At 42.2% G+C, this 21,419-nt stretch carries 17 protein-coding genes; 7 read left to right on the plus strand and 10 right to left on the minus strand.

All coding sequences use genetic code 11. The annotated features are described in order from the left end of the window. Nucleotides 1–69: 69 nt before the first annotated feature. From gyrB to ACYZZR_RS02535, 10 genes are all read right to left on the minus strand, one after another. The gene (gene gyrB, locus ACYZZR_RS02490) at nt 70–2,007 is read right to left on the minus strand and encodes a DNA topoisomerase (ATP-hydrolyzing) subunit B (RefSeq protein ID WP_461532409.1); all 1,938 of its coding nucleotides are present in this window, start codon (nt 2,005–2,007) and stop codon (nt 70–72) included. Nucleotides 2,008–2,192: 185 nt separating this feature from the next. Next, a complete protein-coding gene (locus ACYZZR_RS02495) occupies nt 2,193–4,061 on the minus strand; it encodes a hypothetical protein (protein WP_461532410.1) in 1,869 nt (622 codons plus the stop codon). Between the two features lie 190 nt (nt 4,062–4,251). Continuing rightward, nucleotides 4,252–4,683 (minus strand): GPW/gp25 family protein, encoded by a 432-nt coding sequence (locus tag ACYZZR_RS02500; protein WP_461532411.1) that lies wholly within the window; start codon nt 4,681–4,683, stop codon nt 4,252–4,254. A 12-nt stretch (nt 4,684–4,695) separates the two neighbouring features. After that, nucleotides 4,696–7,218 carry an AAA family ATPase gene (locus tag ACYZZR_RS02505; protein WP_461532412.1) on the minus strand — a complete coding sequence of 841 codons (2,523 nt, stop codon included), beginning with the start codon at nt 7,216–7,218 and terminating at the stop codon, nt 4,696–4,698. A 24-nt stretch (nt 7,219–7,242) separates the two neighbouring features. Then, the gene (gene tssO / locus ACYZZR_RS02510) at nt 7,243–7,755 is read right to left on the minus strand and encodes a type VI secretion system TssO (RefSeq protein ID WP_461532413.1); all 513 of its coding nucleotides are present in this window, start codon (nt 7,753–7,755) and stop codon (nt 7,243–7,245) included. 19 nt (nt 7,756–7,774) lie between these two features. Beyond that, nucleotides 7,775–8,983: a hypothetical protein gene (locus ACYZZR_RS02515; RefSeq protein ID WP_461532414.1), complete on the minus strand. Its 1,209-nt coding sequence runs from the start codon at nt 8,981–8,983 to the stop codon at nt 7,775–7,777. A 46-nt stretch (nt 8,984–9,029) separates the two neighbouring features. Further along, nucleotides 9,030–9,893 carry a TssN family type VI secretion system protein gene (locus ACYZZR_RS02520; protein WP_461532415.1) on the minus strand — a complete coding sequence of 288 codons (864 nt, stop codon included), beginning with the start codon at nt 9,891–9,893 and terminating at the stop codon, nt 9,030–9,032. Nucleotides 9,894–9,896: 3 nt separating this feature from the next. Then, entirely contained in the window at nt 9,897–10,823 is a 927-nt protein-coding gene (locus ACYZZR_RS02525; RefSeq protein ID WP_461532416.1) for a hypothetical protein, read from the minus strand. After that, a complete protein-coding gene (locus tag ACYZZR_RS02530; RefSeq protein ID WP_461532417.1) occupies nt 10,816–11,817 on the minus strand; it encodes a C40 family peptidase in 1,002 nt (333 codons plus the stop codon). The genes ACYZZR_RS02525 and ACYZZR_RS02530 overlap by 8 nt, the downstream gene beginning before the upstream one ends. Nucleotides 11,818–11,988: 171 nt before the next feature. Next, nucleotides 11,989–12,645 carry a C40 family peptidase gene (locus tag ACYZZR_RS02535; RefSeq protein WP_461532418.1) on the minus strand — a complete coding sequence of 219 codons (657 nt, stop codon included), beginning with the start codon at nt 12,643–12,645 and terminating at the stop codon, nt 11,989–11,991. Between the two features lie 464 nt (nt 12,646–13,109). Between ACYZZR_RS02535 and ACYZZR_RS02540 the strand changes: the two genes are divergently transcribed. The 7 genes from ACYZZR_RS02540 to ACYZZR_RS02570 all read left to right on the plus strand — a co-directional run bounded on the left by ACYZZR_RS02540 (nt 13,110) and on the right by ACYZZR_RS02570 (nt 21,230). Next, nucleotides 13,110–14,147, plus strand: coding sequence for a PKD domain-containing protein (locus tag ACYZZR_RS02540; RefSeq protein WP_461532419.1), 1,038 nt, complete (start codon nt 13,110–13,112; stop codon nt 14,145–14,147). A 57-nt stretch (nt 14,148–14,204) separates the two neighbouring features. Then, nucleotides 14,205–14,666 carry a type VI secretion system contractile sheath small subunit gene (locus tag ACYZZR_RS02545; RefSeq protein ID WP_461532420.1) on the plus strand — a complete coding sequence of 154 codons (462 nt, stop codon included), beginning with the start codon at nt 14,205–14,207 and terminating at the stop codon, nt 14,664–14,666. An 8-nt stretch (nt 14,667–14,674) separates the two neighbouring features. Further along, nucleotides 14,675–16,033 carry a DUF5458 family protein gene (locus ACYZZR_RS02550; protein ID WP_461532421.1) on the plus strand — a complete coding sequence of 453 codons (1,359 nt, stop codon included), beginning with the start codon at nt 14,675–14,677 and terminating at the stop codon, nt 16,031–16,033. A 240-nt stretch (nt 16,034–16,273) separates the two neighbouring features. Further along, the gene (locus ACYZZR_RS02555) at nt 16,274–18,106 is read left to right on the plus strand and encodes a type VI secretion system Vgr family protein (protein WP_461532422.1); all 1,833 of its coding nucleotides are present in this window, start codon (nt 16,274–16,276) and stop codon (nt 18,104–18,106) included. An 11-nt stretch (nt 18,107–18,117) separates the two neighbouring features. Continuing rightward, nucleotides 18,118–19,047 carry a hypothetical protein gene (locus ACYZZR_RS02560; protein ID WP_461532423.1) on the plus strand — a complete coding sequence of 310 codons (930 nt, stop codon included), beginning with the start codon at nt 18,118–18,120 and terminating at the stop codon, nt 19,045–19,047. A 6-nt stretch (nt 19,048–19,053) separates the two neighbouring features. Next, entirely contained in the window at nt 19,054–19,644 is a 591-nt protein-coding gene (locus ACYZZR_RS02565; protein WP_461532424.1) for a hypothetical protein, read from the plus strand. Between the two features lie 152 nt (nt 19,645–19,796). After that, nucleotides 19,797–21,230 carry a hypothetical protein gene (locus tag ACYZZR_RS02570; protein WP_461532425.1) on the plus strand — a complete coding sequence of 478 codons (1,434 nt, stop codon included), beginning with the start codon at nt 19,797–19,799 and terminating at the stop codon, nt 21,228–21,230. Nucleotides 21,231–21,419 lie beyond the last annotated feature (189 nt).

The raw sequence follows: 21,419 nt of genomic DNA on the forward strand, positions 1-21,419 counted from the left end.
ACACTTTCAGGCTATTTTAACACCGCAAAAAAAAAGCATCCATACTCGGATGCCTTTTTACTTTGTAGTTTACGCGTCTATATTGGCATAAACTGCGTTTTTTTCTATAAACTCCCTTCTCGGCGGAACCTCATCGCCCATCAGCATAGAGAAAATCCTATCAGCTTCTCCTCCGTTCTCTATGGTTACCTGACGGAGTGTACGGTTATCAGGATTCATCGTTGTATCCCACAACTGCTCTGCATTCATCTCCCCCAGACCTTTATAACGCTGTAAGCTACTTCCACTACCAAATTCTTCCAGCAATCTATCTCTCTCCTGATCGTTCCAGGCGTAGACTTTCTTGCTTCCTTTTTTCACGAGATACAGCGGAGGTGTAGCGATATATACGTGTCCGTTTTCGATGAGTTCTCTCATATAACGGAAAAAGAACGTCAATATCAATGTAGCAATATGGCTACCATCCACATCGGCATCACACATAATTACCACCTTGTGATATCTCAGCTTTTCAATATTGAGCGCCTTGCTATCTTCCTCTGTTCCTACAGTAACTCCTAGCGCTGTAAATATATTCCTGATCTCTTCATTCTCAAACACCTTGTGATGCATAGCTTTCTCCACATTCAGTATCTTACCTCTCAACGGGAGTATAGCCTGAAAATTACGGTCACGCCCTTGTTTGGCGGTACCACCGGCCGAATCTCCCTCTACAAGGAAGACTTCGCATTTTTCCGGATCCTGCTCAGAGCAGTCGGAGAGTTTACCGGGCAATCCACTACCTCCCATAGGAGTTTTTCGCTGCACCATTTCTCTTGCCTTACGCGCAGCGTGACGTGCCTGAGCTGCGAGAATAACCTTTTGTACTATAGTCTTTGCATCGTTCGGGTGCTCCTCCAGATAATTTTCAAGCATTTCCGACACCGCCTGTGATACCGCAGCGGTTACCTCGCGGTTACCCAATTTTGTCTTGGTTTGCCCTTCAAATTGAGGCTCTGCAACTTTCACAGACACAATAGCGGTAAGACCCTCTCTAAAATCGTCTCCGGAGATCTCAAATTTGAGCTTGTCGAGCATTCCGGAAGCATCGGCATATTTTTTCAGCGTAGTGGTAAGTCCTCTCCTAAAACCTGCGAGGTGCGTTCCTCCCTCATGTGTATTTATATTGTTTACATAAGAGTGGAGGTTTTCATTAAACGAGGTATTGTACACCATAGCTACTTCTACCGGTATATCATTTTTCTCTCCCTCCATAGAAATAACATCAGCAGTGAGCGGCTCTCTATTGCCGTCTAGAAAACGGATAAACTCCTTCAAACCGTCTTCCGAGTAAAAACGCTCGTAGATAAATTCTCCCTTCTCGTCGGTGTTCCTTCTATCTGTAAGTGTAATCGATATTCCTCTGTTTAGGAATGCCAACTCTCTCATTCTGCTGGCCAATGTATCGTAACTGTATTCTACAGTCTGTTGGAATATACTGGTATCGGGTTTAAAAGTTACAACAGTTCCGGTTTTATCTGTTTCTCCCACAGTTTTCACAGGATAGAGAGGCTTTCCTCTTTCGTATTCCTGTTCCCATATTTTACCATCGCGATGAACGGTAGCTTTAAGTTCGTCGGAAAGTGCATTTACCACAGAAACCCCTACTCCGTGTAGCCCTCCAGAAACCTTATAAGAGTCTTTGTCAAACTTACCTCCAGCTCCAATCTTAGTCATAACCACTTCAAGGGCAGAGACTCCTTCTTTTTTATGGATATCCACAGGTATACCACGTCCGTTATCTTCTACAGTAATAGAATTATCCTCATTTATGGTAACGGCAATAGTATCGCAGTGCCCAGCCAGCGCTTCATCAATAGAGTTATCCACTACTTCATACACTAGGTGGTGTAACCCTCTAACCCCTACGTCTCCAATGTACATGGAAGGGCGCATCCGCACGTGCTCCATCCCCTCTAAGGCCTGAATACTATCTGCGGAATACTGCTTTTTAATTTCTTCACTCATAAATCAAATCTGTTTTTTTAAAGTGCATAAAAACAAACAGCCCGGGCACAATGTCGGGCGTCGTCATACGACAACGGACAAATATAGTAAATTCAGAAGAGAGTAGTCACCTATACCACAACTACAATGGATCAAGTTATGCACATTTTATCAACCCGAAGACACTAAAAGGGTTGAAATTAAACTCAACTAGTCTCAGTGTTTTTTTCTGTATACATCACTCTAAAAGGAACTATATTTACCGCCCTGTTCCGCAGCAGTAATCGGAGGTCATCGCTAAGAAACTCCCATTCCTCCTCCGAATATTCGGCTTTCTCGTTTTTCTCGAGCAGAATATCTATGGTAGGTGTATAACCGACATGATCTTCTAAACTGGTCTGTATTCCATTTTTTATCTCGATATTGGTCACAGCCTCTCCATAGTGGTTTTTACACAGTATAATAATGTCTTGACGGGTAACCACTCTTTGGTTTGACACTATATTTTCTCTGTAGGCGTATATTTTATCAGAATTAATCAACTCATCCCTTCCTCCTTGAGTGGTAGAGAGAAACTGTATGGAGTCCTTTTCAAAATCGGCTCCACGATGTGCCTGTAGTCTGGAAAAGGTATTGATCTTATTCGCTTCTTCCCCATTGGTGGTCCAATATTTCACAAACAGTGTCCCATTGCTTTCTTCCCGTGTATTCAACACCAGGTATGGAGTGTTTTTGTTGTGCATTCCGGTCTGCGCCATCTTGTTCCGGAATCTGGATATAATCTGGTTGATCTCGTGTAAATTCGCCTCCATAAAATCAGCTTCCAATCGCGAAAATGCCGCTGCTTCGTCTCTCACCAAATCCACCATATAATTAATCATTTCAGTAGCGTCGCGTTCGTCAAAACGAGCTACACCACCAAAGCGGAGATAGGCAAAATCTTCCGTGAATTCCTGTTGATTTTTTGCGATTACATCAAATTGGCGACTACGGTCGTCGAGTACAGAATACAATTCGAGAAAGAATTCTTCTCCTATACTCAAGGGGTATATATTGAGCAACTTCTTTATATTGCCCTGGGTTTCATTGAGTTTTTTATTGATCACAGGAAAACAATTGGTAGCGCAGAACACTTCCGACAGAATCTCTTTACCGATAACGTTGGGAAACTCTATGCGGAACCACAGTAGATGCTCTTCTTTCATAGCTGCCAGAACATCTTCTGGAATAAGTGTACTGAATTCTGCGGGCACAGTGTTTTCAGAATTCCCTGTGTTGATGACATCCTTGACGGTGACAAAATTTTTCTCGTAATAATCATTTACGTGCTCTTCCACGCTTCGAAGGTGATGAAAATCTTCGTGCACCATATGGCGCTCCCCTCCGACCATGTTACCCTGTGTATTATAGCCCTGTGCCACGGTGAGTTTATGTTCGTTAAAATACCATTTAGCACGGGGAAGAAAGTGAAAGAAAGTATCTCTTTGGTAATTGTTTTTCAGATAAAAATAGAACATTAGGTTTTTGAGTATCCCCTCTCCTTTGTGGTCTATTCCCAGCCATATAATTCCGTGCGGTGTGGGCTTGAGAAATGCATCTTCTCCGAGAAACTCTCTAAACTGCCCGTTTGAGGCGTCTTGTACACCGTTGGGCAACACCACATACTTCAAGACATTTCGCGCTACTTTTACGGGCTTGGTTGGACCGAAAAAGAATTCTTTGATCAGTTTTTCTCCCGGGTTGTACGGGTTGTGTTGTCGCTTTTGAAAGAAGAACTGATGATGGTCGTTCAAACTCATCTCATCCTCTGCCGGAAAAACCTGCATAATCGCTCGGGCGGGCATGGATCTCGATGAGGCAATAGGGGTAAGAATATCTACCAAACGCTCTGTGATACGCCTACGGCTGGAAAATATCTCATGCGATATATTCTCCAATTCCTTGGCACAGACATCAAAGAGTAAATTGACGATAGGATCGAATACATTTTCCAATTCCACATCAGAATACCCCCATTGCTGGGCAGCGCGTTTCAGCAAGCGGTCTTTAATCTGATCTTTGGACAATTGTTTCATTTAGTTTTTTAGTTTTTTAGTTGGTAGTTCTTAGTCGAACTGAACCGATCTTAATTATCACTCAGAACCGCCTACCACCAGTTTGTAGACAGCAAATCATTTATACCCCGGCTCAAAACAACTTCAACAACACAGCCGAAAGAGCCGAGATTCCTCGACTGCGACTGGGAAGAACTTTCAACTTCCCGCCTCACCTGTACGAAAACGGAGCCAGGTAGTAAGAACTCTTGTAATAATAAGGCTCATTAGTTTTTTTTATCACTCCATAAACTACGATATCCAGCCTTTTTTTCACACGGATATTCGGATTATAAGCGATAGTATCTTCTCCTATAGCAAGGCTTACATCGGTTACCACAAGTCGTTTTTCATACTTCCTCACCTTTTCAAAAACAGATTCTTTAATCTTGTCTTTTAATTGATTTACGTTAGACAAGAGGTCGAAATCGGTATCCCAGATAGCTGTACCAAACTCCTTGTCGTAACGGTATTCGCCGAAAATGGTGGTTATAACGAGAGATATATATTGAGCCAAAGACTCTTCAAGCGTCACCTTGCGCAAGTCATGCCCCTCAGTTATCCTTTTGTAATCGATGGGAATTTTATAATAGAGATCTTTCAATGATTAGCTGTTTTAGGTATTCAGAACACTGTTCTCTCTTGGCTTCTCTTGTTTTTTTGACGAACTTTTGATCACAAACTCTATATCGCCGTTTTTGGCTATCTTAACGGTAAGCACATCTCCCGGCTTTACTTCACCCGAGATAAGCTTGCGCGCCAGCGGTCGTTTCAATCGATTTCTTATCGCTCCCTTAATAGGTCTCGCTCCATACTCTGGACTAAACCCCATCAGCGCCACTTCTTCCTTCACTTTATCCGACATTTTCAGGCTAATATCCATACGTGAAAGCAAACTCAGCAGTTCCTTTTCCAGGTGGATGTCAAATATTTTCACTACGCTCTTTCTGCTTATCGGGGCAAATGGCACTATTTCCGTAAGTCTCCCTAGGAATTCGGGTCTGAAATAGCCAGACATGATATCTAGCAGTGTATTAGACGCCGGAATACTGCCTTCCGAAAATGATTTCACTACAAAATCAGAGCCTATATTGGAAGTAAAGAGCACCACTGCATTCGAAAAATCACCCTCTTTTCCCAAGCGATCGTGAAGTTTCCCCTCGTCCAAAATTTGTAGAAAAACATCAAAAACCGATCGGTGTGCTTTTTCAATCTCGTCAAAAAGCACTATCGAATAAGGATTTTGCCGAATCTTATTTACCAGTAACCCTCCTTCTTCATATCCAACATATCCTGGAGGAGCTCCGTAGAGCAATGCTGCAGAATGCTCTTCTTTAAACTCAGACATATCCAGTCTGATAATCGCGTTTTCATCTCCAAACAGAAAATCGGCCAACGACTTGGCGAGCTCAGTTTTTCCTGTTCCAGTGGGTCCGAGAAAGAAAAACGAACCTATTGGTTGCCCGGGTTTGGTAAGTCCGGATCGCGATTCCAAAATAGCATCAGCCACTACTTTTACGGCGTGGTCTTGCCCTACAACCCTCTTTTTAAGTTCTTGTTCTATATCGAGAAGTCGTTCTCGTTCTTCGCTTTTCACCTTTCCCGCAGGAATTCCGGTAATGCCCGAAACAACTGCAGACAAGTGATGAGCACCTACCACATTATCTCCTGCGGCTATCTGTTGGAGTTGGTCTAGCAACTTCCCGAGATATGCTACCTTGGCCGAAACAGCCTTCTGAGATTCAAAATTGGTATCTGAACTATCTTCATCCAGCAGCTCTCCCGATTTGTCTACTATATCGCGATACAACCATTGTAATTCTTCCTCTCTATCCTTTTTTCGAGATTTCTTCAAGGCTTCCAAACGAGTTCTGAGATCGGGAAGTTCGTCGGAAATCACTTCCTTGGCCACCCTTAGCGAAGACATTGTCCGGTCGATGAGGTCTAAAGCAGAATCTGGCAGTGACTTTTCCTTGAGGTACCTACTCGAAAGGCGAATGGCTTCTTTCAGCGCTGTCTCTTCGATTTTAAATTGGTGGTGATCTTCGTAGCGAGAAATCACATTCCCTATCATTCGCAACGCTAGGTCTTGCCCCGGCTCTTGTACTTCAAATGTTTCAAACCTCCTGTTTAGAGCATCGTCTTTACCTAAGGTTTTGCGATATTTTTCGGTGGTAGTAGCTCCTATAAAGGTAATTTCCCCCTTGGCCAATTCAGATTTAACTACACTAGCTATACCACTGCCTTGATTGGCATCAAACAATTCGTGAATATCGTCTATAAAAAGTATAGGCCGAGGGTATTTCTTTATCTCGGCAAAGATCTTCTGCAATCTATCTTCAACCTCTCCCTTATACGATGCCCCTGCAAAGAGCGCCCCTGTATTCACTTCCATAACGGTAGCTCCCTGTAGAGGGGCTATGATATGACCATCGGCTATCTTTCCGCAAAACCCCTCTATAAGTGTCGTTTTTCCCACTCCGGCTTCTCCGGTTACAACAACATGAGGTTTGAGTTTTCTATTCAGAATTTCGGTAATAGTCTTGAGCTCCTCATCTCTACCTACCAGAGGAACGTCTTTTCCTTCCCGATATGCTCTGACCTTATCGACGCAGTATTTTTGCAATACTCCCGACGATGACGAGCTCCCTGAAGCTGAGACTGGAACATCTGCAGTTCCAGGTAATGCAGTCAACTGTTCTCCCGTGTTTTCCCCTTTATTCCAGTACCCTATTCTCGCAGCTATTTCGCCAGCTGTAACCGGCATAGCTTTAAGTTCATCATGAGTGAATCCCACTCCTGGTGTAAGCAGTGCCATGAGCAGGGGAACAAAATCCACCACTTCCCTACCGGCCTTACGAGCTATGTCTTCGGCTTCCTCAAACACTGTTTCGGCAGATGGAGTAGCGCGGATATCTTCTCCCGGTCTACTCGTTTTGTCGTATTCCTCAATTCGGATATCCGCCCATTCGTCCATATAAAACACATCTACTCCTACCGCATCCAGTTCCTTTATAAAATCGAACTGACGGTTGAGCAATGCCTTCAGCAAGTGAGCCGGGGCATAAGCAGGGTTGAGATTTTCCAGAGCAATACGTCGTGCGACGTGTATGGCCTGGGTACTTTCAGGTGTCAACATGGGTTTGGTTTTTAGAAGTTCACATTATCTATTCAACTGCCTACAAAGTTCCAACTGTTTTCTCAGGTCATTTATAATATCTTCGTATTCAGACACCTGTGATTTCAGGTCATCGATCTCTTCCTCCGAGGTTTTCAGCAGTTGTAACTTTCTCTTGGCGTTGACAAACCCCTTGAGATTGAGAATGACATTATTGTACATCAACGTCTGTTTGTAGGCCTCCCTATCTGTGGGCACTCCCTCCTGTAATTTGGCGAGCTCCAGGTTTATAGTCTGTTCCAGAAACTGAAAACCATCTTCAGCTCTATCCAAAGAGTCTATGCTCGCTGTGAGCTCATTCAATTTGGAAGAAAACTTATCCTGATAGTAGAATTCGTTCATAATACGGTCGTTTTCCAGCTTGAGCGCCTCGTTTTCCTTCCAGGGCAACTGGTAGTTGAAAAAAACAGCAAAAATGAGAGCTCCTACTGTGATGATCAGCATGAGGAGAAACAACAAAAACGCAGATATTCTTTCTTTTTTATTAAGTATTTCCATGATGTACTTTTATATTTTATCAGTCAGCCAGAAATGACGTTCCTTCACCGCGCACATCTTTCCTATCTGTTTCGTCACTCGAATCTTCCTGACGGAAGAATATACCGGAAGAGCGCTCTGTTTTTATTATATTTTCATTGACAAATATACCGGAATCTTTTTTCCTTCCGATGTAGTCGAGCTGGTTGAGAATAGAGAACAACTGATCTGTTTTCTCAATAAATTCCATCACAGCTTGCACACAAGGGGCAATATCATAGCTGTTGTATTTGATGTTTATGGTTTCTGAGAACAGTTTTTCATAATCTCCACTTCCCTGTCCTACTGTCCACTCCGAAAAATAGTTGAACACCATTTCCTTTCCGTCTCCCGAAAAAGAATCGAAGCTATTTTTCATAATTCTCGCCAAACTCACTACTTTATCCAGCACATCCATAGGCGATGCGTACAAGCCATTCCAGCGGTTTGCATTAATGTGCTGCCCTACGTAGCCTCGTATACACTCCAAGGTGTCAAACACTATATCGGCTATGAGATTTTCATCGCCACTAAGTCTTCTGAATCGTATTTTCTGACAAATCTGTATAGCGTAGAATTCCATCTGTTTAAAAAAGGCGTCGTAGGCTTCAAACAGTCTTATCAGAGCAGGGTGGTCGTTTACCGAAATACAGGGCGGAATATAGGCGTCGTTTACTTCAAACACACTTCCCTTAGACGAAAACTTAGCAATAGGCAACTGCAGCGGTCCTATATTGTTCTGTGTCACCTCACTTTCCGCAACCGTAGTCAGGTAATAACGCGGCATAGCAAAGGGAAAACGAGGAGGTATCTCCTCCATGTTTTGCACTCCTGTAGGCACTCTGTTAAAAGGGTCTACATTGAGCAACAGAAAGCGACTATTCTCTTTAAAATCGTAATTCTCCAGGGCAATTTTCTCTGAAAATTCTCCTGTAAAATCGGTGATTTCAATGCGCCCTCCTCCCGGAGTTACCGCTTTGAGAAATTTTATCGACACATTTAGCTCGTTGTGTTCGTCTATAATTACCCTGTACTCCGAAGACGATTTAAACCGGGTAGAGACCAATCCGTAGCACATCGGATTTATCGCAAGTCCCCTGGCGTCGCGCACCAAATCTTCCACATTATCTTGTAGGTCGATAAAGTGATTTTTGTTGATTTTCATTCCGTCGATCCAGTTGACCGGGAAATATCGAATATCTTCTGCCATAGTTTTAACTTTTAAAATTCAAGTACAGCGCAAAGGCTTCTCTACCTTATATACGCTGACAAATAATGGTATTGCCATCTTTCATATCGTTGCGATCTACAGATTCGTCGGGATCTATATGATCTGTAGAACTAAACCAACGTGGTTTGGTGTGGAAATACCAGCCATAAGGTTCGTTTTTATCGTCTTTAAAATGAATTTGACTATTGGGATGCTTGTCGTTGTAATCGTTGATAAAATAGTAAAACAATCTGCCAAACTCCATGGCTCTAGGGGCTTTTACCTTGAAATTTATCATATGTCGGTCGTTCGGTTTTTTCTGAAAAACCAGATTGAGCAATATCATATTGCGCATTTCTGTAATCTGCGGATTGGGGTATTTGTTGTTGAGTGGATAAAACCATCTCTTGAACAGCTTTGCCGGAATAGTAATGGCTGTTTCAAATAAGATGACGACCAAGGTAGGAATCAGGAATACCAGCAAGCTCCCCGAAAAGTAATAGATAAACCTAAATTCAGCAAAATACGACACCACCAATATCATAAAACATCCGGCGTATAGCGCTGTAATGAATGCCAAAAAAATTTCTTGAAAAATTTTTGTGGTCTCAAAACGGGAAAAAATCTTATTAAATACGACTATATGCCCTATTCCCAACAAGAACATCAATACCTGAAAAGAAACAAAACGAATCGTTAAAGTAGTAGACTTCAGGTTGTACAGCACTGCCCCATACCCTATGACCAACACTCCCATGATTAGCACATACAAAAAATACCTCCATTTCTTCTTGCGAAATTTAGGCGCTTTGATAGCAAAGAGCATACTCAGAATAAAAGACACTGCAAGCACTATGAGAAGTAGTGTCATAGTTTCACCGGTAACGATATAATCTAAAATTTTCCTCATAAATCAAATAACTGTTGATATTCCCAAACGCGATTGATAAACATTTTCTTGCAGCTCAAAAACCTGATCGCGGTCGTTGAGCAACAACTCGTATGAAAACTGAACCTGACAGGGCAGAAATAAATAGAAAAAAGCTTCTAGAAAACTTTCCATTTGTCCGTGATTCACATAATCTACAAGCGCTTTTGAGTCGTTCAAGGGGCCTATTACAAAATGATATTTCTTCAAAAATATCTCTTCCTTGCTCTCCAGTGTTGTATTGATCCCCAAAAGCATATCCTCTTGTTTTTCAAACGGATCAAATCCCTGTTCGAGTTTTATATTTTCAATGACAATTTTAACTTTTTCTCCAATGATAAATTCCAGCCCCTTACACACCTCATCGAGGTTTCGGCTCACATAGTCTTTCTGCCGCATCAACAGAAAAAACATCCGTACAAGCAACCTAGGTGGAACGTTTTCAGACACCCCGAGAATAGTCCGTATCACATCAGACAGACCATAGGCATTAATCTCCCTGAAAAAATCGGCCTCATACCTTTCAATCTGATGTCTAAAACGAAAAAATTCATTCTCCAGAGGACTGTAAAAGTGACGGGCTTCTGCCTCTTCTCGCTTTCGTTTCTTATACTCCTCTACCGGATCTTCATTTTTGGTTCGGTTTCTGTAGTTGTGAGACAGTCCTTCCGGCAGTATATCGTAAAACCCATCTCGACTCAACATCATGGTCCACATATCTGCACGGTTCATATCGAGTGCTACTTCCATGACATCGCGGTTGTATTTCCTAAAAAAATTCCCTTTAGGAAACACCGTAACATCTCTGTCTTTCACTCGTTGTCCCAACAGAGCATCGAAGAGTAATTCTGCCCTCAAATCGAAGACAGGAAGCTCCTGTAATGCACCTATAATCTTGTCTTCACTATTCATCGACCACCATATTTTTAACCCTGCCCCGTCCTATATAGGTCGTTCTCCACTCCTTGTTTCTGAGATTGGTAATCACTACACCACCCGAAGGGGTTACCGTGAGAAATCTGTTGTTTTGCAGGTAAATTCCCATATGCGTATACGGCCCTCTACCCCTTTGCCTCAAGCGGAAAAACAGCAAATCTCCTTCTTCCATATCCTTGGTATAATGAATTTTATCTTCGGTGTAATTATTGAGAACAGCTTTTGAAGTAGTTCGAGGAAAATTGATTTCATACACTTCCCGATACAGGTTTTGCATCAAGGTGAGATGATCACGGCTATTTTTTCGATAAGGTTTTCCTAAATTATCTCTCACAAAAGCGTACAAACGTGCATTCTTGACTTTGATAGGTCTTACCTTCAATCGCTTACCAAAGTATATTTTATCTTCTACGGTTATAGGTGAATACTCCTTTATTCTCACCTCTCTGACCAATGGAGATGACTGAGGCACTCTGTGCTTCAGATATATCAAGTGATAGCCTGAAAGAGACTCGAGTGTAAACTGTTCTTCTCTTCGTATCCCTACCACTTCAACCTCGTCCAACATAATAGACGATTCACTATCGGTGAGCAACAGCTGTCCTGTTTCCAGCTCTATAGCTGCATTCAAAGGTTCTGCATCCATTTCTGGCAACTCAGTATTTACTGTAGAAAATTTTGTGTTTGTCACCGCTTCCGGAGAAGACTGAACCCTTTGGGGTATGGGAGTTGGAGTTGGAGTAGTCGCAGTTACACTTTCGGTCTCTCCAAATTCCTTCTCTATATCCTCGTCGGTAATCGGAGCTATAATGAGATAAGATTCGTCATCGGTATCTTCATCTTTCCCTAAATCTGGCAGCTCTCCGAATTCCATATTCACATACTCATCGGTAACGGGAACAATATTTTGTGTAGTCTTACAAGACACTACTACAATCATCATTAGTAAACACACCAGTACTCTTATCATACTTACATTTTATATATTTCAAATGGCATTACTTTCTTCATCACCTCAAATACCTTATCGGTAATTTTCAACCAAGCACAAAGACCGTCTTTTTTCGGCAAAGCAAGCCTAAATAATCTCTTGTAAAACATTCACCTCCACGAGGGATAATCCTTTGACAATTTGATATCACTACTGCAAAGCCACCAGCGATTTCACCCTGCCACTCACCCGATAGCTGTTGCGCCAATACGGGTCTTTCAAACTGGTAATCTGAACGCCTTTTGACTCGGTGGCAGACAAAAACCTCATATTCCCGAGATATATCCCCACATGCGTCATCACTTTTTCATTTCCGGAACGAAAAAACACCAAATCTCCTTCTTGCAGATATTCTGTAGACCGAAAAGGCTCTACCTGCTCGTCGTGAAGCAAAATTTCGGAGGCCGTCCGCGGTAACTCTACCCCGTAAACCTCCTGATACAAATTTTTCATAAGAGCAGAGCAATCTATTCCCCTCTTGGTATTTCCGCCGTACAGATAGGGAACTCCTTCCCATTCGACGATATAGGCATAAAGCTTCTGATTGGTAATCTCAGACACAGGTACACCGAGCTTACGCGCAAAATAGCGCTTCTGCTCTATTGTTATGAGTTCGGGTTCCTTTTTCTCTTCTTTCAACTCCTCTTCCAAATCGCGAACTACCTTCACTTCTTCGAGCTTGGGAGTCTTCCCTAGTTCTGCATTCACATAAGGATCGGTAATAGCGTACACCGCTTCTTTTTTAGCATTACAACTCCCGCAAAAGATAGCAACCGATATTATCGCAATCCACCTTACACACTTCATAGCTGAAAAATTATTATCACACCGTATACCGACAAAGAATAAACTGTCTTCACATGTATTGTTTTCCGACTTCGCATTTTGCTTTTTTACAGCCTTGTATTCTCTACTCTTTACAATCACAGTATTCAGAACGTGTTTTTATTAACGAGTACAAATAAATCGGTAAAACATTAAGTTTACTTTAAGCACAAGTGAACAATACGTTATTTTACCACTAACAACCACAACTTTACGCTATGCCCACTACAGAGTTTCATCTATTTTTATTAGCTTGTCCCCCACAAAATTTTCGTACGAAAATACAATATTTTTATATTACTTTGAAATACTTGTTTTCCGTTATTTTACACAAATCGCGAATAGTGTATTTTTGGAATAAGCTTGAAAACGCTCTTATGGTTTATGTATTTCTGACTGTATTTGTTGTTTTTTATTAAATTTATGCTGTACAATTACTTTTATTTATGAATAAGAATTCTCATATAAAAACACATTTCGACGCAAGGGTATTATTGTCATTTATCGTTCTGCTTTTTATAGCAGGGGCTGTGTTGGCTTACAAGTCAAATAAAAACGAGCCCTGCCTTGTTTCCTCGTTCAACATCGATGCCTCTTCCCTTAAAGCCGGAGAGATTATAACCTTTTCCGACTATACCGACAACGCCCACGAGTGGAGGTGGAACTTTGGCGACGGCAATACAAGTGTCAATCGTTCCAAAGTGGCCCACCAATACAAAGAACCTGGTGAATACGTGGTAAATCTATGGGTCAATAAAAATTGTAATGTTTCAAAAATTGTAAAAATCCTCCCTAAGGAAGAATTGATCGACTCTACTTTGTTCCCTAGATTCAATTTACCAGAAGTAGCCTATGTAGACGAGCCTGTGAATTTCACCGATTACACCCCTCATGCCAAAAGTTGGGAATGGCGATTTGGAGAAGGAGAGGGAAATGCGATAGACGCCATAGACAAAAACCCTTCATACACCTACAAGACTCCGGGCATAAAAACGGTGTATCTCATTGTAAACGACGACACCAAATACCTGACGCACAAAAAAATAACAGTACTGGCATCTCGCAAGAAAAAAGAGCGAATTAATATGGCAGATATTATTCGAGATACCAGAGACAGAGATGTAGTAGATGCATTTATAGATAAGGTTCCGGAGAAACCGTCAGAACCAGAAAAGAAAGAGGAGATTGTAGAAGATCCGGTAGTAGAAGAAGAAATTCCTGTAATAGACGAGAGCAAGCTAGCAGGTATGATAGTAGGTGTATCGGTAAACAAATTGTCTTTCAAAAACTTTACGCGTTATTTCTGCAAGGATGCACTGCCAAGTGTACAGTTGAACAACGGGGAAACAGTATCTATATACTACCTGTACAATATGATACGTGGCAAGAAAATAGACGTGAAAAAGGTATCTATGGTGAGGAACAAGCAAACAAATTGCGTAAGCCTTATCATACTTGACTATAAGCGAAAAGGACTATTCTAAACAAGAAAATGCATACTCAATACGTAATTTTTATTATATTTAGCTAAAATTAACATTATGGCAAATCTTTCTAACAGTTATGGTATAGGGGGAAATGAGGTGAAGCCGGAAGGCGAAGAAAGCATTGTGGACATCCCACAAAACCGCACTCTCATCGCTCAAAAACTCACTCCCAATACTCCAGTACGCCCCGAAGTGGTGAGCGGATTGAAGAATATGGATGAAGTATTCGAACATTTCGATCCTAAAATGAATGTAAATTTTGAAGACGAACAGGGCATGACCGTAAGGGAGGAGCTCAAATTCAAGAATGTCTCCGATTTTTCGGTAAAAGGTATTACAGAACAGAGTGAGTTCCTCACCGATCTTCAGACCAAGAAAGAACAATACAGCAAAATGATCAAGCAACTCAAAACCAACAAGGTTTTGAAGTTGGCACTCCAAGATCCCGAAGCCAAGAAATCGATCATAGAAACCATAGAAGCCCTGGTACGGGAGATTGAAGAAAACGATAAATAGCGCGACTTATGAAGAATCAGAAATCATCGACTGCTGCAGAACAACAGCTCAGAGAGGGTCAGAAGCCCAGTCTGGAACAACAACTCGAATCTTTTATCCAATACGGAGGCTTTGACCTACTGGAAAGCGCTATTGAAGGAGTGCAAAACCTGAGCCCGGAAAGAAAGGCTAGAAGAAATATATTCCTAAACGAAAGCGGTAAAAAAACAGAGCGTCAGAACCTGAAAAGAGTGTTAAAATTGTGGGCAGACACCCTTAAGTCTTCTGATAACCTCGTAGATCTCGTAGACGATTGCCAGACAAAGGCCGAAACCGCTGAACAGACCCTCAAAAAAAACTTGGTCGAAGCCACTAAAGAAACTAGAGAACTGGAAGAAGCCTATCGCACCCTGGCTATGTTTTATAAAAACACAGAGGAGAGCAAGGTAAAAAACGTATCTATCATAAATGCCGAACTCGATCAACTCAAAGATCTCGACAACACTAGGTTTATCGACTATATTGAAGACGAACTGGTAAACAATTACGACAGACTGGATTTGAGAAACAACTATGCTCTGTTGGTAATTCCAGGATATCTCGGATCGAACAAAGTGGTTGAAAAATGGGCAAAAATAGCTCATAACAACAAGGTGATGCTGGTTACCGACTTCCAACATCTAGACGAACCAGACGATGTGATCGAAATGTTTGAAATGGCCAACCTCACCGGAGGAGACATCTATAGATCTAATGTTATTATGACCTGTAACTGGCTCGTAGGCAGAGGAAAAAACGATGAAATTGGAGAAGAAGATCACCTTTTTATCGCCCCCTCTACTGCCTTAGCTGGAAAAATATACAACACCCTGATGTCGCAAATCACTGCGGGTAAAAAATTTGGAGGCATCAACGAAGTAGACGGTGTAAAATTCGACCTAAAGAAAAGCGAAATAGCCGATCTCGAACACCTCGGACTCGTGCCTATGGTCAACGAGTACAACAAGGTTATGGCCTTTTCTGGAAAAACACTGTTCAACGGCGACAACCTCGGACTCCAAACCTATTCTGTAGTTCGAGTGTTTGACTATGTCACCAAAGTGATGATGGACTTCTTAAACAGAAGGGCTTTTGAAAACTTCAATGCCAAGACTCGCAAACAGATACTCAATCAGGTAATAAAGTTTTTGGACAGCGTTTCCGGACCAGATAAGTTGATCGAAGATTTCGATATCACCAAGTTTGAACAGGATCCTAATCAAAAAGATCGTATTTTCCTGGACATTCGCCTTAAACCGTATTTCCCCGCTAAAAACTTCCTCATTAAAATGGATGGACAAAAAGGAGATGACGGTACCGAATGGGACACTGAATACGCAGAACAATAATTAGACATAAGGTGCAGCACACAAAGAGCTGCCCGTAAAAAAACCCGTCTGAAAAAAGTGAATTTCAGACGGGTTTTTCCTTTTGTGTTACCGAACTTTTACCCCAATATCAAAAAATCGTTTTCTTTGCTCTATCTGTCTCTTACCGCTTTGAACGACAGTACCTTTTTTCTACTTTTAGACTGTTTTTACTATTTGTCTTAGTCATTTTCAACTATATATTACACCAAAAAAACAGCTATGGCACTGCAAACCGATTTTACCATAAAAATAGGCGAATTCAGACTCAACACTTTCCTAAACCTCAAACTCGATCAAAACATAGACGATCACCACGAACTTACTTTGGAATGCAGGGAAGACGAAGTTTACCTGCTGTATCCCGAGCTCTATGGCAATTATCAAAAACTCATAGGCGAAAAGATACTCATCACTATGAAAGGAACAGACGGTATGTTTTCTACCCATACCGGGTATTTTAAAGGTATAGTCACTCGGGTAAAAGCTAGAAACTCTGACGACCACACAGGTAAGCGACTGCTCTTTAAAGCACATAGCCCCACCATCTTGATGGACAACGGTCCGGAATCCTTATCCTTTCTCAAAAAAGACTTTATCCATATCGTTCACAATACATTCAGGGTGTACAGCAGCGATATGCTAAACATCAGCACCAATCCTGCCAAAAACAGTGTTTATCCTTATATCGTACAGTACAACGAAAGCGATTACGACTTTATAAAGCGCATGTGCTCCAGACAGGGGGAATGGTTTTATTACAACGGTGTACAACTCGTTATCGGACAGGAAAATGCCGGAGATGATATCGATCTACACTACGGATACAACCTCACCGAGTTTGATCTGGAAATGACATTACAACCCACCCGGTTTAAATATCACGGCAACGACCTCTCTGAGGGATCATCACATTTTAGTTCAACGCTTCCCTTCGAAAATTCCATCAACGGGGTTACAGGCGAGCTCATCCGGTCGTCTGCAAGAATTTTTGACAAAGAGACCATAGTACAGCACAATCTCTTGGTCAACGAAGGTAATGGGCAGTCGGATATAGACCACTATGCCCAACTCAATTTTGAGAATAAGGTTGCCAACATGATTTTTGTATACGGCAGAAGTGAAAACCCGGCACTCCGCCCCGGCACTCCAATAAGAATCACCGACGAGAACGGCAATCCGGCAGGTAGTTACAAAGTTATTGCCACTACCCATCGCTGTACAGATACCGGCGATTACGAAAACACCTTCAAAGCTGTTCCCGCCGTAGTAAACATATCACCCTATTCCAGTCCGGGCAATTATCCAAAATGCGAAAGTCAACCCGCTACTGTTATCGACAACAACGATCCTCGCGGACTCGGTCGTATAAAGGTACAAATGGCATGGCAAAAGACCAACGGACAAACCACCGATTGGATTCCTCTCTCTTCTCCCAACGGAGGTTCGGGCAAAGGTTTCCACTTTATTCCTGAAATAGGCGAAACTGTTATGGTAGACTTCCAGAGCGGAAATGCCGAAATGCCCTATGTTACCGGATGTGTCCAACACGGAAGTGCCAACAGTGGTTATGCCGACCCCAACAACAACCTAAAAGCCATACAAAGCAGGAGCGGTAGTAAGGTTGTAATGGACGACAACAGTGGCTCTGTGCTTATTTCCGACCAAGGAGGAGCCTCTTCTTTCTTTGATGGCGCAGGAAACTTCGCCCTAAATGCAAACTCCTCCGTCTCTATAACCGTAGGCGAAAGCAATGCCTTGATCTCGATGGACAGCGGTGGAAATATCTTAGTAGAAGGAGATACCAATATAAAATTCAAGGTAGGAAGTACCGTGATTGATATCACCGAAGAGAACATCACTCTCGAAAGCAAATCGATAGATGTAAAAGGTAAAGACACTTTCACTCTAACAGGTAAAGACAACACCATTACCGGAGAAACCATAACAAAAATAGACGGTGAGGCAGTCACTATAAGCCCAACCGGCGATGTCACCATTCAACCCAATGGCGGCAATGTCATTATCAAAGGAGCGGAAGTAGACATCAATTAATTCAAAACAGCATGTCGGACAAGTACAGTTTTTACGCAGGAGACAAAGAATATCCAGAGACGAGGGAGAAGCGAGAAGCCGAAGAATCCCTACAGACGCAAAATATTATTTTTGCAAAATATAGATGTGAGCAATTAAACACCACTAAAATAGACGGCATGCTCACCGGAAATTCTACCCAAAAATTCCAGTTCTCAGTAGAGTTAAACCCACTCGACAAGACTGCCAGGGTAAAGTTGGAGGATCACTATTACAGCATGGATCCTCCGGTGTTGAACAAGGTATTCGACTTTATCACACAAACAGAGCTCATCCGACACGACCTATACTTGAGATACGGAGAAGACGGCACCGTAGCAGAGGTATTAAACAAGGAAGAACAGGCAGAAAAATGGAGAGCTTTTAAAAACTCCAATGCATTTCGCACCGAGTTCATCAGCAATATGGAAGAAAACAACGAACAAGCCTTAGAGCAGATTATCAAATCTGGGGACCGTCAATTCTCCCTTTCCCACGATTCGGAAGAAGAATTGCGACGAGAACTGTTTTATTCCGCCCTATTCGATTGGCAACTCGTATCGGACGACAATACCTCGATACAACAAAACGAATTTTTGTACCGATCCATCCTTCTGCCCGACCTTATCGTCCCTATGGAATTTCGCTGTGATGTGTTAAAAGCCGACAGCGAGGTTTTAAAATTGAGAAAGGTCGGCTCCGCTCAACTCAGTGAAGAACTGATCAAAGACATCACTGAAAAACACGACCGCTATTACAAACCTCAAATTCACTACAATTTCACAGAATACAAACTGGAATTCAGACAAACCTACGAGGTAAACCCTGAAACCCGACTCATAGACGAAGCCAGGTTGATATGGAACGAATCCATAAAAGACAATGCTGAAAACTTTTGCGAATTTAAAATACGTAAATTGTAGATTGAAATGGACGAGCAGTTAAAAATGGATGCAAAAGAAAAGTGGAAAGGAGTCAGAGATTTTGCCTTAGGTGAGATTATGACAATACAAGTAGGAAAGTGGTATATATGGTGGGGAATTTTGGTTTTCATCTCTTTCGTCGGTATAAAAATCATCCTCGGAGACATGTTGGGTATACTCCCCATACACTACAGTATATTACTGGTATTAACACTCTTCTTTACAGGCATATATTTTATCCAAAAAAAATACAAAAAAGAAAGTGTCAAGCTGCTCATCAGCAAAAACGCAATAAAGATCATTTACGACGGCAAAGACGAATTCAGCGGTTTGCTCAGTGATTTTAAAGCTATCCGCACCCTTCACCACTCCAACAAAAAAGGAGATATACAGGCCGAACTTTTCTTTAGAGACCGGAAAATTAACCTTACCTCAGCCATGAATAAGGAAGGTAAACAACAATTTGACGAATTTTGCTTGTACTGCAATAAAACATTACAATTTACAGAAAGTGAGGTGCCATTTTCCATCTGGACACACAACTGGCAGGGAGTTAAATACGTAGAGTACAAAAATCCCGAATACAGGGAAGTATAAGTTAGATCAACTTCTTAACTTTTGCACAACAATTCCTTATCACAGTCCTAAACTTGAGATAACATCCACCGGCTACCTTTGGTATCACCGATTGCCGATTACAGACTTCTGTTTTTCCGGCTCGGAACAGGAACAGAAAATCCCGTTTTATCATGAGTAGTTATCTACCCGAAAAAGTATATGCTGTATGCACCTTTAACTCAGCTTCCAATTACGGAAAGTTGCTGACCAATCCAGATGCCAGAGGGCAACTTGCTGTAATCTTTAAGTCCAAGAGCCAACCTTTGCTCACTGAAGTCGACAAAAAACTGGAGGGACAGTTTTCCTGCAAAACAGGCTGGAGCAGCGGAGTGGGCACCATTGCATTCGGAGCAGGGCTTATGGCTGGATTGGGAGTTGCCGCCGCTGTTGCTACCGTTCCCGTTGCCGGGTGGATTATTGGAGGAGCCATCGCTTTAGGATGCTTGGCCTTCGGGCTTTTCCAAATGTTCAAACCCAAACCCACCTGTAGCGAAATGATCAGCTACCAGGAATCGTCCTGGCTCAATCCTCATCCCACTGTCACTTTCGACGGGCATGCTGCAGTGACCAAACAATCTATGATTTCTTGTAAAGAAGGAGGGTTTTTGCTGCCTTTTATCAGCGCCTCTGCCGCTGCAGCTGCAGCTCAAGAAATAGGTTCTCGAAATAAAAGTGAGATCGCGCTCAATGGAGTAATCTCCTTTATCGGAGGGATGACCACCGGATTTACCGGAGGGACTTCCGGACTTCTCGGAGTGGGAAAATCAATGCTTTGGGGAACCGGATTTTCCATAATGGTATTCCAGCCGGCAATAGATATACAAGATTTGATTATCCGAGAAGGATACGACGACAACGCCAACCCATATTACGATGGAATGACCGGAGGAAGTCCCGGTATTTTGGATATTCTAGTCCCCGATCTGCCTCTCCCAAAACCCATCAAAGAACCACTGGCCGAATTCACTCCTATGGACGATGATGATATGGCAGGTAGTTGGAACCTGAAATCTGCATTCGACCGTCTGAACAAAGTTCGCGACAACCTCGCAAAAAGACGTGCAGACCTATCCAAGATAGGGGCATCAGAAAGAATGACAGCTGCCATCAATGCCCGCATTGCAGAAATAGACAAAGCCATCAAAATAGGACAGGAAAAAGGCTTTTCTAAAGCCAACAACCCCTTGGCTGCAAAAATATTTCAAGATGCTCGAAGTGGAAAATACGGACATGAAGTGCGAAACATATTTACCAACAAAAATGGTAATGGCACCGGAATGAACCGGGAAAGCAACTATCGCAACGCCAGCAATACTCTCAAAGAAGGCCAAAACCTTCAAGAAAGAAACAACAGGACAGCTACGTATCAGGCGAATGCCAACAACAACAAAGGTCAAATTCAAAGAAATGTTATTGCCCATAGTGGAATGGGAGCCGTATCTGTTGCAGGTTTGGTACTTCCTTTTGTCTCCAATGCCCTCACCGAAGGAACCTTACAAGTAGCAGCAGACGCCGCTATGGCCGATATGGCCAATGGCACCAGTATAGTTTCAAAAGATCACTAACAGGGCTACTGCAAAAAAACAACCGATATCGCTCAGTACTAAAAAGTAAATTCACTGCTCCCCGTTCCTTTTTCAACATTTTTCCCTGTGACGATCAAATGATTGCTACAAAACAACTACTTTTGCAATCAAAATAAGCCCGTTGTATTTAAAACTTGGCGATATGCCAAATTTATGGGATTTTACACT

The sequence above is a fragment of the Sinomicrobium sp. genome, assembly GCA_029266035.1.
Lineage (GTDB): Bacteria > Bacteroidota > Bacteroidia > Flavobacteriales > Flavobacteriaceae > Sinomicrobium.

Coding starts and splice junctions, on each gene's coding strand:
- ACYZZR_RS02570 (WP_461532425.1), top strand. CDS start 19,797: ATGAGTAGTTATCTACCCGAAAAAGTATATGCTGTATGCACCTTTAAC.
- ACYZZR_RS02565 (WP_461532424.1), top strand. CDS start 19,054: ATGGACGAGCAGTTAAAAATGGATGCAAAAGAAAAGTGGAAAGGAGTC.
- ACYZZR_RS02555 (WP_461532422.1), top strand. CDS start 16,274: ATGGCACTGCAAACCGATTTTACCATAAAAATAGGCGAATTCAGACTC.
- ACYZZR_RS02530 (WP_461532417.1), bottom strand. CDS start 11,817: ATGATAAGAGTACTGGTGTGTTTACTAATGATGATTGTAGTAGTGTCT.
- tssO (WP_461532413.1), bottom strand. CDS start 7,755: ATGGAAATACTTAATAAAAAAGAAAGAATATCTGCGTTTTTGTTGTTT.
- ACYZZR_RS02540 (WP_461532419.1), top strand. CDS start 13,110: ATGAATAAGAATTCTCATATAAAAACACATTTCGACGCAAGGGTATTA.
- ACYZZR_RS02545 (WP_461532420.1), top strand. CDS start 14,205: ATGGCAAATCTTTCTAACAGTTATGGTATAGGGGGAAATGAGGTGAAG.
- ACYZZR_RS02550 (WP_461532421.1), top strand. CDS start 14,675: ATGAAGAATCAGAAATCATCGACTGCTGCAGAACAACAGCTCAGAGAG.
- ACYZZR_RS02535 (WP_461532418.1), bottom strand. CDS start 12,645: ATGAAGTGTGTAAGGTGGATTGCGATAATATCGGTTGCTATCTTTTGC.
- ACYZZR_RS02515 (WP_461532414.1), bottom strand. CDS start 8,983: ATGGCAGAAGATATTCGATATTTCCCGGTCAACTGGATCGACGGAATG.
- ACYZZR_RS02495 (WP_461532410.1), bottom strand. CDS start 4,061: ATGAAACAATTGTCCAAAGATCAGATTAAAGACCGCTTGCTGAAACGC.
- ACYZZR_RS02505 (WP_461532412.1), bottom strand. CDS start 7,218: ATGTTGACACCTGAAAGTACCCAGGCCATACACGTCGCACGACGTATT.
- ACYZZR_RS02525 (WP_461532416.1), bottom strand. CDS start 10,823: ATGAATAGTGAAGACAAGATTATAGGTGCATTACAGGAGCTTCCTGTC.
- ACYZZR_RS02560 (WP_461532423.1), top strand. CDS start 18,118: ATGTCGGACAAGTACAGTTTTTACGCAGGAGACAAAGAATATCCAGAG.
- gyrB (WP_461532409.1), bottom strand. CDS start 2,007: ATGAGTGAAGAAATTAAAAAGCAGTATTCCGCAGATAGTATTCAGGCC.
- ACYZZR_RS02520 (WP_461532415.1), bottom strand. CDS start 9,893: ATGAGGAAAATTTTAGATTATATCGTTACCGGTGAAACTATGACACTA.